10 protein-coding genes are annotated in these 12,802 nt (G+C 61.8%); 9 read left to right on the forward strand and 1 reads right to left on the reverse strand.

Annotated elements, in window-relative coordinates; all coding sequences use genetic code 11:
• From IB272_RS24865 to IB272_RS24890, 6 genes are all read left to right on the forward strand, one after another.
• Positions 1-999, forward strand: a complete 999-nt coding sequence (locus IB272_RS24865) for an ABC transporter permease (protein ID WP_034799190.1) — start codon at positions 1-3, stop codon at positions 997-999.
• Entirely contained in the window at positions 996-2,171 is a 1,176-nt protein-coding gene (locus IB272_RS24870) for an ABC transporter permease (RefSeq protein WP_090426408.1), read from the forward strand. Before IB272_RS24865 ends, IB272_RS24870 begins: the two co-directional genes overlap by 4 nt.
• A gap of 70 nt (positions 2,172-2,241) precedes the next feature.
• Positions 2,242-3,459 carry a glycosyltransferase family protein gene (locus IB272_RS24875; RefSeq protein WP_060521778.1) on the forward strand — a complete coding sequence of 406 codons (1,218 nt, stop codon included), beginning with the start codon at positions 2,242-2,244 and terminating at the stop codon, positions 3,457-3,459.
• A gap of 4 nt (positions 3,460-3,463) precedes the next feature.
• Complete coding sequence (locus IB272_RS24880) at positions 3,464-4,708, forward strand: glycosyltransferase family 4 protein (protein WP_192441152.1); 1,245 nt, start codon at positions 3,464-3,466, stop codon at positions 4,706-4,708.
• Positions 4,708-5,844: a glycosyltransferase gene (locus tag IB272_RS24885; RefSeq protein ID WP_181529563.1), complete on the forward strand. Its 1,137-nt coding sequence runs from the start codon at positions 4,708-4,710 to the stop codon at positions 5,842-5,844. Before IB272_RS24880 ends, IB272_RS24885 begins: the two co-directional genes overlap by 1 nt.
• A 497-nt stretch (positions 5,845-6,341) precedes the next feature.
• Positions 6,342-7,508 (forward strand): hypothetical protein, encoded by a 1,167-nt coding sequence (locus IB272_RS24890; protein ID WP_192445300.1) that lies wholly within the window; start codon positions 6,342-6,344, stop codon positions 7,506-7,508.
• 98 nt (positions 7,509-7,606) lie between these two features.
• Here the strand turns inward: IB272_RS24890 and IB272_RS24895 are convergent, their stop codons facing one another.
• Positions 7,607-8,281, reverse strand: a complete 675-nt coding sequence (locus IB272_RS24895; RefSeq protein WP_090426417.1) for a class I SAM-dependent methyltransferase — start codon at positions 8,279-8,281, stop codon at positions 7,607-7,609.
• A gap of 302 nt (positions 8,282-8,583) precedes the next feature.
• Here IB272_RS24895 and IB272_RS24900 point away from each other — a divergent pair, with 302 nt between their 5' ends.
• The 3 genes from IB272_RS24900 to IB272_RS24910 all read left to right on the forward strand — a co-directional run bounded on the left by IB272_RS24900 (position 8,584) and on the right by IB272_RS24910 (position 12,729).
• Positions 8,584-11,274 (forward strand): ABC transporter transmembrane domain-containing protein, encoded by a 2,691-nt coding sequence (locus IB272_RS24900; RefSeq protein ID WP_034799202.1) that lies wholly within the window; start codon positions 8,584-8,586, stop codon positions 11,272-11,274.
• 91 nt (positions 11,275-11,365) lie between these two features.
• On the forward strand, positions 11,366-11,830 hold the full coding sequence (locus tag IB272_RS24905) for a Crp/Fnr family transcriptional regulator (protein ID WP_034799203.1): 465 nt from the start codon (positions 11,366-11,368) through the stop codon (positions 11,828-11,830).
• A gap of 137 nt (positions 11,831-11,967) precedes the next feature.
• A complete protein-coding gene (locus tag IB272_RS24910; protein ID WP_034799205.1) occupies positions 11,968-12,729 on the forward strand; it encodes an FkbM family methyltransferase in 762 nt (253 codons plus the stop codon).
• Positions 12,730-12,802: the final 73 nt, after the last annotated feature.

The following is a 12,802-nucleotide window of genomic DNA, read 5'->3' on the forward strand; positions in this document are numbered from 1 at the left end:
ATGCTGCGATATATTCTCTGGCGTATCGCGGCGATGGCTCCGACCCTCCTCATCATTTCCGCTCTTGTCTTCACCATCATCGAACTGCCGCCAGGAGATTACTTCGAAAGCTATGTCGCCGAGATCAAGGCGCAGGGCGAAGGCGTGGACATGGAGCAGATCGAGGCGCTCAGGAAGGAGTACGGCTTCGATCAGCCGCCGGTCCTGCGCTACGTCTATTGGCTCGGCGGCATGCTGCAGGGCGATTTCGGCTATTCGTTCGAGTACGAGCTTCCGGTGAGCGCGGTCGTCGGCGACCGCCTTTGGCTGACGATCCTCGTCTCCTTCGTCACCATCATCTTCACCTGGCTGATCGCCTTTCCGATCGGTATCTACTCGGCGACCCATCAGTATAGCTGGGGAGACTACGGCCTGTCGCTGATGGGCCTGATCGGCATCGCCATCCCCAACTTCATGCTGGCGCTGATCCTGATGTATTTCGCCAATATCTGGTTCGGGATTTCGATCGGCCATTTGATGGACCAGAAGTATCTCGCTGAACCTATGAGTTGGGAAAAGGCGAAATCGATCCTCGAACACATCTGGATACCGGTCATCATCGTTGGCGCGGCGGGAACCGCCGGCATGATCCGGCGCCTGAGGGCCAACCTGCTTGACGAGTTGCAGAAGCAGTATGTGGTGACGGCACGCGCCAAGGGCCTTTCGCCGATGCGCACGCTGGTGAAATATCCGCTGCGCATGGCGCTGAACTTCTTCATCTCGGATATAGGTTCGATCCTGCCGGCGATCATCTCCGGCGCGGAAATCACCGCGATCGTGCTTTCGCTCGAGACCACCGGCCCGATGTTGATCAAGGCGTTGCAGAGCCAGGACATGTATCTTGCCGGGTCTTTCTTGATGTTCCTGGCCTTCCTGACGGTGATCGGCGTGTTGATCTCCGACATCGCGCTCGCCATTCTTGATCCTCGAATTCGGCTGCAAGGCAGGAGCACCAAGTGACGTCATTTCTTCCGGCGCCCGGCGAGCCCATGCCGCACTACGTATCTACGGCTCCGTTCGACCCCTATTCCGTCGAGGCGATGACGGACGAGCAGGTGCGCGTCAACCAGGCTTCGCAGCTGCGGCTGATGTGGTGGAAATTCCGCCGTCACAAGCTGGCGCTTGCGTCCGGCGTTTTTCTCGTCGTGCTCTACCTGATGATCGTCGTCTGCGAGTTTCTGGCGCCCTATAACCTGCATACCCGGAATATGGACTATATCTATGCGCCGCCGCAGGCGGTGCATCTCTTCCATGAGGGCAAGTTCGTCGGTCCCTTCGTCTACGGCCGCACGATGACGCTGGACATGGATACGCTGAAGCGCAACTACGCCGACGATACCAACGATGTGCAGCCGCTTCGCTTCTTCTGCCGCGGCGACGGCTATCGCTTCTGGGGGCTGTTTGAAAGCAACGTGCATTTCGTCTGCCCGGCAACGGGCGGCGAGGCCTTCTTCCTCGGAACGGACCGCCTCGGGCGCGACGTGCTGTCGCGCATCATCTATGGCGCGCGGATTTCGCTGACGATCGGCCTTCTCGGCATTACCGTCAGCTTCGTGCTCGGCATCGTCATCGGCGGTCTTGCCGGCTACCACGGCGGCGTCTTCGATCTCATCGTCCAGCGTGTCATCGAGGTGTTGCAATCGATCCCGAGCATACCGCTCTGGCTGTCGCTGGCGGCGATCATGCCGGCGACCTGGAGTCCAATCTTCATCTATCTGGCGATCACGATCATCCTCGGCCTGCTCGATTGGACCGGGCTTGCGCGCGCTGTCCGCTCGAAGCTGCTGGCCTTACGCGAGGAAGACTATGTGCTTGCGGCCCAGCTTATGGGCGCAAGGAGCAGCCGCATCATCGGCCGGCACCTCGTGCCCGGTTTCATGTCGCATCTGATCGCCACCGCGACCATCTCTATTCCCGGCATGATCCTCGGGGAAACGGCGCTCAGCTTCCTTGGCCTCGGTCTCAGGCCGCCGATCACCAGCTGGGGCATTCTGCTGACGGAGGCGAAAAGCGTCAGCGTCATTGCCTTCTATCCCTGGCTCCTATTTCCCACAATTCCGGTCATTCTTGTGATTTTGGCGTTCAACTTCTTGGGAGATGGGTTGCGTGACGCGGCGGATCCCTACAAATGAAGCCCGGTTTGACGCAGCCACACGGCCCGCGTGAAACGGTTCATCGTACCCTGAGTGAAAGGTTTCTTGCATGATGCGGCGTTTTGAAGATGCCCGGATCCTCATGTATAGCCATGACACGTTCGGGCTCGGACACCTCAGGCGCTGCCGCACGATCGCGCATTCGCTGGTGGAAGACTATCGCGGCTTGAACATCCTGATCATTTCCGGGGCGACGATTGCCGGCGCGTTCGACTATCGCGCGCGCGTGGATTTCGTGAAGATCCCGAGCGTGATCAAGCTGCATAATGGCGACTACACCTCGCTCGACCGCCATATTGAACTCGATGAAACGCTGAAGATGCGCCAGGCGATCATTCGCCATACGGCAGAGACCTTCAAGCCGGACATCTTCATCGTCGACAAGGAGCCGATGGGCCTGCGCGGCGAGGTCGAGGAAACGCTGACCTATCTGAAAGCGCACGGCACGACGCTCGTCCTCGGCCTGCGTGAGGTCATGGATGCGCCGCACCTGCTCGAGGCAGAGTGGAAGCGGCGCGATACCATGCGCAAGATCGAGCAGTACTACGACACGATTTGGGTCTACGGCCCGCCTGATTTCTACGACCCCCTGACCGAACTCGACGTGCCGCCCGCGGTGCGCGAGCGCATGAACTTCGTCGGTTTTCTGCAGCGCAGCGTCCCGCGCGAGGAATTGCCGGGTCATAAGCCTCAGGGCGACTACATCCTCGTCACCACCGGCGGCGGCGGAGATGGGGCGGACCTGATCCACGACGTCATCCATGCCTATCAGCAGGATCCGGAGCTCACGCACAAGGCCCTGATCGTGCTCGGACCCTACATGCCGGTCAAGAAGCGGGAAAAGCTGATCCGCAAGGGCAGCAAGATCCCCTATATAAAGATCATCGAGTTCGACAATCGCATGGAAGAGCTCATTGCCGGTGCCAAGGGCGTCGTCGCCATGGGCGGCTACAACACCTATTGCGAAATCCTCTCCTTCGACAAGCCGGCGCTGATCGTGCCGCGCATCCAGCCGCGCGAAGAGCAACTGATCCGCGCGCGCCGGGCTGCCGAGCTGGGGCTGATCGAGATGCTCCTGCCGGACGAGGCGGAGGATCCGTTACGGCTGGCGGCGGCGCTGAGGGCGCTGCCCTATCGTGAGCCACCGTCGAAAAGCAGCGCCAACGGCCTGCGGCTGGAAGGCCTCGTGCACATCTCCGAAATCGTCGGCAGATGGCTCGACCGGCCGTCGAGCGACCACCTGAACATCGTGAAGAAATCGAGCTGAAGCATTGCCGACAGACCGCAAAATTGCAGTCGTGCTGAAGGGCTACCCGCGTCTTTCGGAAACATTCATCGCCCAGGAACTGCTTGGCCTCGAGCGCGCCGGGATCGAACTTGTCCTGATCTCGCTTCGGCGTCCGACGGACGGCAAGCGCCACCCGGTGCATGACGAAATCCGCGCCGACGTCCACTATCTGCCGGAATATCTGCATGAGGAGCCGCTAAGGGTTCTGCGCGGGCTCGTGCGCTGTCTGCCGAAACCCGGATTCTGGCGCGTCCTGGGTCTGTTCCTCAAGGACCTGCCGCGCGATTTCAGCCGCAACCGCTTTCGCCGGCTCGGCCAGGCGCTGGTGCTCGCCTCCGAATGGCCTGGACAGCCGCGCTGGCTGCACGCGCACTTCATCCATACCCCTGCTTCGGTGACGGCCTATGCCAGCGTGATCGCTGGCACGCCCTGGACCTGTTCGGCGCATGCAAAGGACATCTGGACCTCGCCCGACTGGGAACTGTCCGAAAAGCTCGGCCTTGCGCGCTGGACGGTAACCTGCACACGCATGGGGTACGAGCATCTCCGCAGCCTTGCCAGCGACAAATCGAGAGTACATCTGAGCTATCATGGCCTCGACCTCGACCGCTTCCCGCATTTCGACGGCACGCATTCCAATCGCACCGGTTCCGATCCGGCCGATCCCGTCCGCATCGTCAGCGTCGGCCGTGCCGTTGGAAAAAAGGGCTACGACGTGTTGCTGAAGGCGCTGGCCAAGCTGCCGGCAGAGCTTCATTGGCGGTTCGAGCATATCGGCGCCGGCGAACTGACCGGCCAATTGAAGACGCTCGCCACGGAGCTCGGCGTCTCCGACCGTATTGTCTGGAAGGGCGCGCTCGACCAGACCGATGTGCTTGCGCACTATCGGGCAAGCGACATCTTTGCGCTCGCCTGCCGGATCACCGCGGACGGCGATCGGGACGGGTTGCCGAACGTGCTTGTCGAAGCATCGAGCCAGCGGCTGGCCTGCGTCTCGACGGCGATATCCGGCGTTCCGGAGCTCCTTGAGGACGGCGAAAACGGCCGTGTCGTTCCGTCGGAGGATCCGCAGGCACTTGCGGTCGCGCTTGAGGAACTGATCCGCAATCCGGCACTTCGCCACAGGTTCGGCGATGCGGCCGAGCGGAAGGTTCGCGGCCAGTTCGACCACCACACCAGCATCGAACAGCTCGCCGGCCTGTTCGCCAGCGAATGGAGAGCCGCCTGATGTCCGCACGTCGCGTCTTCTTCTACGTACAGCACCTGCTCGGCATCGGTCACCTGGCGCGGGCAAGCCGGATCGCGAGCGCCTTGGCGGCCAAAGGCTATGACGTGACCGTCGTGACGGGCGGCAGCCCGGTGCCGGGGTTCCCGGCAAACGATGTGAAACACGTGGCCCTGCCGCCGGTGCTGGCTGGCGACAAGGGGTTTAGCGGACTTGCCGATGGCGAGGGAAACCCGGTCAGCGAGGCTTTCAAGCAAGAGCGCCGGGACCTGCTGATTGAGGCATTTCTTGCCTGCAAGCCTGACATCGTCATCTTCGAAGCCTTCCCCTTTGGCCGCCGCCAGATGCGTTTCGAGTTGATGCCGCTGCTGGAGGTGATCGAGAAGCAGGAGCCGCGGCCCCTCGTTGCCGCATCGCTGCGCGATATCCTGCAGGAGCGGACGAAGCCCGGGCGCGCCGAAGAAACCCTCGACGTTGTCAGGGCGCATTTCGACCTCGTGCTCGTGCATGGCGATCCCGCCTTTGCGCGGCTCGAGGAGACCTATCCGTATACGGCGGAGATCGAAGACAAGATCGTCTATACCGGTCTTGTCGCCGGCCATGCCCCTGAACCTCCGGCTGAAAGGTTCGACGTCCTTGTTTCGGCTGGCGGTGGCGCGGTCGGCAAGGAACTGATCGGCGCGGCACTACAGGCGGCCGGGCTGCTTGCGGGCGACCTGAAATGGTGCCTGATCACCGGGCCGAACCTGCCGCAGGACGACTATGATGGCTTTGCCGCCGCAGCGCCCGAAAACGTGCATCTGTTCCGCTTCCGCAAGGATTTCGCGAGCCTTCTGTCGGGTGCGCGGCTATCGGTTTCCCAGGCCGGTTACAACACCGTCTGCGATATCTTCCGTGCCGGCTGTGCGTCGCTGCTCATTCCCTTCGTCGCCGGCGGCGAGACCGAGCAGTCGACGCGCGCCGAAAGGCTCGAAAAGCTCGGCCTTGCCGGCGTTCTGCCAGAAGCGGACGTAACACCGGAGAGGCTGGCCCGCGACGTCGAGACGATGCTGGCGCGGCCAAGGCCGGAGATCCCACCGCTCGACCTGAACGGCGCCGCTAGAACGGCGGAGATACTGGGGCTTCAGGCGGTCCGCTAGCCGTAGTCGGTGGTGCCCATCGGTCTCCGCTGAAGGCCGCCCTTGAGCGGAACCACCGAAATAGAAAAGTCGCTCGGCAAACCAATGGTCGGACGACCATTCGTCTATCTGCCAGTATGTACGGAGCCTGGATATTTTCCTCGCGTTCTGCGTGTCCCGGCTGGTTGTCTCCGGAATGTCATGTTAGTGAAATCAATAATACTGATTCTGAATATACGCAGTGCATTTCCACCGAACGATAACCTGGGTTCCTGTTTGCACTAAACTCAAGGTCTTGCCAGGACTGGGTCATACTCTTGGCGAAGAGTTTCCCGCACGGCTTTCCTGCCTTGTCTACCTCCCCAGCATCCGCCGGCCTCTCGCGCACGGCTTCGCCGGTGCGCTGCAGCGGCGCCGGCTGGCGAGCGTGGAGGCAGCGGGGCACCCGCGGTGAACGGCGGCCGCAGAGCAATGCAAGGGGATTTCGGCGCGTCGAGCGCGTAAGGCAGGAGGGGCAGTTGAGAAATCTGATCGCGCTGTTGATCTCAGTGACCTTGGCATTGGGGGCCGGGGAGGTAATGCTGCGCATGTTCACGCCGTTTCCGATCGGAACGCAGTCGCACCGAAGCATCGACGAAAAGTATGGCTATCGTCTCGATCCTACCCTTTCCGGCGTTGACGAGGACGGCTTCCGCGACCCGGCAGGCGCACGGCAGGGCTTTCAAGTCGCCGCAATCGGCGACTCGATGACCTATGGCAACAACGTCGAAAGCGGTCAGACCTGGCCGGCCGTCTTCCAGGCCATCACCGGCGAACACACCTACAATTTTGGTGTCGGAAGTTACGGCATCTACACCTACCACGCGATCGTCCACGACGCGCTGGCAAATGGAGCCAAAGGCGCGATCGTCGCCATTTTCCCAGGCAACGACTTCGCGATCGTTTTTTCGGCATGCGATATCATGAACGCGCGTTCCGACTTCTGGCTTGCAGAGCAGGCACGGCTTCACCTGCAGGCTCTCTTCAGTCCGACCGGAAGCCATACGCAATGCACCAAGGCGCGATCGGCGAGCATCAAGACGAAGCTTTTCGAGAACGTCGCGCTTCTGAGCGCTTATCAATATGCGATAAAGGACCGTGTGACGAGCTTGTATGCGCGCTTCCTTGGCACGGGCAGCGATGAAGCGTCCGAATATTACCGGTTCCCGGACGGGATCACACCCGTGTCGAGGCGCTATGTGGATGATGCCGGTCGCATGAGCGATTTGGCCTCGTCCGAGACAGCGGCGATGTTTGCGGACTTTGAACGCTTTGCGGCCGATTGGGCCGCGCAGGGACGGGGACGGGTAGGACTGTTGCTGATTCCGTCCAAGGAGCGTGTGGTTTTCGAACACCTTCGGCGCGGTGGCCAGCTGGCGGTTGCCGATCCCGCCTTCATCCGCAGTGTCGAGCGTCAGATCGCACTCGAGGACAAAATTCGGGAGGTCGCCGGCCGGCTTGATCTGCCGTATCGTAGTGCGGTGGATGCAACGACCGACGCCTTGCGGGATGCGATCCTGGCCGGGCAGCGCTTTTATCCTGATAACGACGGACATCCGTTTGAGGCAGGCTACAAGGCGTTCGCGGGAACCGCGTCGTCGCTCTGGAACGAGATGAAAACAAGGGTCGCCGAGACGCATAACTGAACGTCGGGGGGGCGGCGGTACCCGTGGAGGCCGAAGACAGACAACGGTGCCGGAGCGCACGGGTGCTGTCCCGGCAAACAAGTGCGATCTCGATCGGTTCAGACCGTGCCGATCAGCATGAAGCGGGTGTATTTTTTAGTCGGCAGCGCGCCGGCGAACTCCACGGTCGTCAGTGCCGCCTGCTTGGCGAATTCCTCGACCGAGGCCACGCAGTTGATATGCGTCGGCTCGCTGAAATAGTCGTTGGACTGGAGCAGCACCCGCGTACCGGCCGGAATGCGATCGAGCCATGCCTTGAGGTCTGCGATATGCTCGCAGCTCGTATTGATCACCACGTCTGCCGCGAGCGCCGCGTAGTCGATCGCATACATGTCCGCCGTCACGGCATGAAACTTGTCCGGAAAGGCCGCGTTCAGCGTCCGCGCCACCGCTTCGACGTCCGGATCGATGTCGAAGCTGTCGACTGCCGCCACATCGAAGCGCTGGTCTTCCAGCAGCATGGCGCCGAGAATGCCGTACCAGCCGCCGAGGATGGCGATCTTGCCGTAGGAGGGGCCGGCCACCTCAAAGAGCGTATCGCGCGCCCAGACCTTGCAGGCAACCTGCTTGTGGTTGAAGGCATTGGCGATGTGGGCGTCTGGATGTTTGGCGATCACCCGGCCGATCCCTTCGATCAGCGGACTGCGCGTATAGGCGGCGATGCCACGCGCGAGATCGAAGGCATGCTCGTACCAATCGTTGGTTTGGCAGGGGGGATGGCTGGTTTGTTTCATGCGGTCGTTGTAAGCTGCGCATCGAGCGAGTGCAATAACGGCGTGTGCTTTCGGGAGCGTCGACCTCTGCCGGTTGACTTCAAGGCCGCCTGTTGGAAACCGCGTCCATTGCAGATTTCCCTCGCACCTGCATAATCGATCAACCGGATTCGGCGCCGGGCGGAATATGCAGGCGTCCCTTCAGGAGCGTGCCTTAGGGTACCCGTCCGGAGGTGTCGCCGAAGAGTGATGCGTGCTGGGGACATATGGCAACCCGGCCCGCCAGCAGCAGTCGTGTTCAATAAGGTCCTATCGCCAGTAACATGGAACCACGCCTTTCCCGCTATATCTGGACCCACACGCGCAAGGACCAGCTTTGGATCCTGGTTGTCGTCGCGCTGTCGATGATCCCTTACTTCCTGTCGTTCGATCTGCCGAAGCAGATCGTCAACGGGCCGATCCAGGGCGATGGCTTCGACAGTCCGGAGGCCACTCAGGCCTTCCTGCCGATATCCTTCGACCTGCCGTATTTGGGCACGTTCAACGTCTTTGACGGCTTCCAGCTCGGCCGCGAAGGCATGCTGCTCGCCCTCAGCCTGGTGTTCCTGGCGCTGGTGGTGGTCAACGGCCTCTTCAAATTCTACATCAACACGTTCAAGGGCCGGCTCGGCGAGCGGCTCTTGCGCCGCATCCGTTTCGAACTCGTCGACCGGGTCCTGCGTTTTCCGCCCAGCCATTTCAAGCGGGTGAAGCCCGCCGAAATCGCGACGATGATCAAGGACGAGGTCGAGCCGCTCGGTGGTTTCACCGGTGATGCCTTCGTCTCGCCCGCCTTGCTCGGCGGCCAGGCGTTGACGGCGCTCGTGTTCATCCTGCTGCAGAGCTTCTGGCTCGGGCTGATCGCAACGCTGATCGTCGCGGTTCAGGCGGTCATCATTCCGCGCATGCGCAAGCGGCTTCTCGTGCTTGGGCGCGAGCGGCAGTTGACGGCGCGCGAGCTTTCCGGCCGCGTCAGCGAAATCGTCGACGGTATCGGCGCGATCCGTGGCCACGATACGTCGAACTACGAGCGCGCCGACATCGCGGCGCGGCTCGGCCGGATCTTCAAGATCCGCTACGACCTCTACCAGTGGAAATTCCTCGTCAAGTTCATCAACAACTTCCTCGCACAGGTCACGCCCTTCCTGTTTTACGCGATCGGCGGCTATTTCGCCCTGCAGGGTCGCCTCGACATCGGCCAGCTCGTCGCTGTCATCGGCGCCTACAAGGACCTGCCGGGTCCGCTGAAGGAACTGATCGACTGGGACCAGGCCCGTCAGGACGTCCAGGTGAAATATGCGCAGGTGGTCGAGCAGTTCAGCGTCGACACGCTGCTCGATCCCAAGGTCCAGGCGGTGGCAACCACCGCTGCCGTGCCGCTCGCAGGCCCGCTTGCCGCCGTCAATCTGACGGTGATCGACGATGGCGGCTCGACGCTGCTCGACCACGTGTCGCTGCAGGTCCAGCCCGGCGAGAAGGTGGCGCTGATGGGCGGTGGCGAAGTGCTCGCCGAGGCCTTCGGCCGGCTCGTCTGGCCGGCAAGCGGCAAGGTGCTCGTCGGGGGCCAAGACATCTTGGAGCTGCCGGAATCGGTGACCGGCCGACGGATCGCCTACGCCTCGTCCGACGTCTACGTCTTCCAGGGCAGCCTCGGTGACAACATCCTTTACGGGCTGAAGCATGCGCCGCTCACGGACGAGATCTATGAGGGCGAGCGTGCGACGCACCGCAAGTGGGAGGTGACCGAAGCCCGGCTGGCCGGAAACCCGTATCTCGACGTCAACAGCGACTGGATCGACTATGGATCCGCCGGGGCGAACGGACCGGACGATCTGCTCGTGCAGATCCGGCCGGTTCTCGACGCGGTGCTTTTGACCAACGATGTCATGGCGCTGGCCGTGCGCTCGACCATCGATCCCCACGAGCATGCGGAGTTCGCCGCCGGCATCGTCGAGATGCGCAGTGCGCTCCGGCAGCGTCTCGAAAAGGAAAAGCTCAGCGACCTCGTCGTGTTCTTCGAGCCCGGGACCTACAATGTCGAGGCGACGATCGGCGAAAACATGCTCTTCGGCACCATCACCGATCAGGTGATGTGGGCAGATGCGCTGGAGAACCATCCGTTCTTCAAGACGATCCTGCAGCGGGTCGGCCTGCGCGACACCTTTTATGAGATGGGCATCGAGATCGCCGAGAACGTCGTCGAACTGTTCCGCGACCTGCCGCCGGATCACCCGTTCTTCCAGCAGTTGACCTTCATGACCGCCGAGGAAATCCCGGTCTATGAGGCCATCCTCCAGAAGGTACGCACCAAGGGCAAGGGCGAGGTCTCCGAGGACGACCAGATCAAGGTGATCAGGCTGTGCTTCGATTACATCGAGCCGCGGCACCGTTTCGGTCTTTTGACCGACGAGGTCATGGCGAAGATCGTCGCCGCCCGGCGCGAGTTCGACGAAGGCCTGCCGGCCGATCTCGCCGGGATGATCGAGCACTACCGCCCGAACCGATTCATCGCGTCCGGCAGCATTATCGACAACGTGCTCTTTGGACGTATCGGTCACAAACACGCCGACGGCTCGGAGAAAATCCGCGCGATCGTCCGGGATCTCTTCGAGGCGGGCGGTCTCTACAACGAAGTGCTTGCTTTCGGCTTCGACTTCAATGTCGGCGCCGGCGGCAAGCGGCTGACGGCCGCGCAGCGGCAGAAGCTCGACCTTGCGCGCGCGCTGATCCGCAATTGCGATTACTACATCTTCAATCAACCGCTCCTGGCGCTCGACCAGCGCGTCCAGGAACAGGTCGTCCGCAACGTCTTTGCGATGCTCGATCAGGGCGGGCGCGATCCGGCGGTCATCTGGGTTCTCGCCAATCCGGCGCTGGCGGACCTCTTCGATCGCGTCGCCCGGTTCGAAAACGGGCGCCTGCTGCACGACGCCAATGTGGATGAACGACCTGACTACAAGGAAATGGCATCTTGATGTAATATTAATGTGAGGGCGCGAGCATATGGTCCCGCCGCGATGCGGGAGGCAAGTTGCCCCCGACGGGAACTCGGAGACACGGATTGTGATGTTGCTCAAAGATGAAGTCGAAATGCTGCGCCGAATAACCCTGTTCTCGGGATTGCCGCCGGCAAAGCTGAAACTTCTGGCCTTCACGTCCGACAGGGTCATGTACAGCGCCGGCGAAGCGCTGTTCTATCAGGGTGACATCGGCGACGCGGCCTATGTCATTCTTTCCGGCAAGGCGGAGGTGCTCATCAATACGGCGGGTGGGCCTTTCAAGATCGCCGAAGTCGAGCAGAATTCGATCGTCGGCGAAATCGCCATTCTCTGCAACACGCCACGCACCGCGACGGTGCGCACCAGCACGCCGCTCGAGGCCCTGCGCATCCGCAAGGACGATTTCCTCAAGCTTCTGGCCGACTTCCCCGAGATGGCGGTGGAAATCATGCGCGTTCTCGCCGACCGCCTCGCGCAAACGACGGCGGAGCTCAGCGAGGCCCGCGGTTCGATGGAGCCGGTGGACGCCTGACGGCGGCACCTCCTTTGTACGGGCGAACCTTCCCGAAAATGCAGGCGGCGATGTGCCGGGGCAGCCATTCGCCTCGGACATATGAGCCCTTCGCAAAATCCATTCCGCTTCGTCCGGATATGGGTTAGAGAAACGCCATGCGTTCGATCACCTATTTCCACAAGACCGTTCAGTTTCCCGACAAGCCGGAAAAGAAGCGCTTTTTCGCGCGGCTGCAGAACGGCGACTGGGAGCCTTGCACGTTCCAGAACATCGCGCGCCTGGTCGACGCCAAGACGACTTTCATCGACATCGGCGGCTGGATCGGCGTGACGCCCTATTGGGCGGCGCAGATTGCCGACAACGTCATCACGGTCGAGCCCGATCCTGTCTGTTTCGGCATCCTCAAGGAAATGCAGCCGGAGAATTGCGGCGAAGTGCGGGTCATCAATGCAGCGCTATCGGAGGATGACGTTCTCGTGCTGCATTCCGTCGGTGGCGGTTTCGGCAGCTCCGAAACATCGGCCCTGATCGCCGACGACGACGGCGAGGCGATCCGTGCGCGCACCGTGACGATCGCAGCCCTCCAGGACATGGCGCGGACCGAAAGGCTCTGTTTCAAGATCGACATCGAAGGTTACGAGTATCGCGCGCTGGACCAGTTCCGCACGATCGATCGGATGCGGACGGCCGGCGTGCTGCTGGCGGTTCATCCGCAGATCCTGTTTGCGTCGCTGACGGGCTCCAGGCTGTCGCGCGTCCTTCGCACCATGACCGCCACTATCGGATTGATCCGTAGTCTGAAGGGCTTCCGCCTCGACAATCCCTCGGCAATCTGGACGGCGCTACGCAAATCGATCGCGCGCCGGGAGTTTCGCGGTTTCGACCTGCTGTTCGTGGCGCGCGAGGGTAGCCGCTAAGGAGCCTTTGGCGGCTCAAGTCCTTTCATGCATGAGGACAAGGACGGTAATGTCCGGGCATCCGCCGAGAACC

The organism is Ensifer sp. ENS08 (assembly GCF_014852195.1).
Classification (GTDB): domain Bacteria; phylum Pseudomonadota; class Alphaproteobacteria; order Rhizobiales; family Rhizobiaceae; genus Ensifer; species Ensifer adhaerens.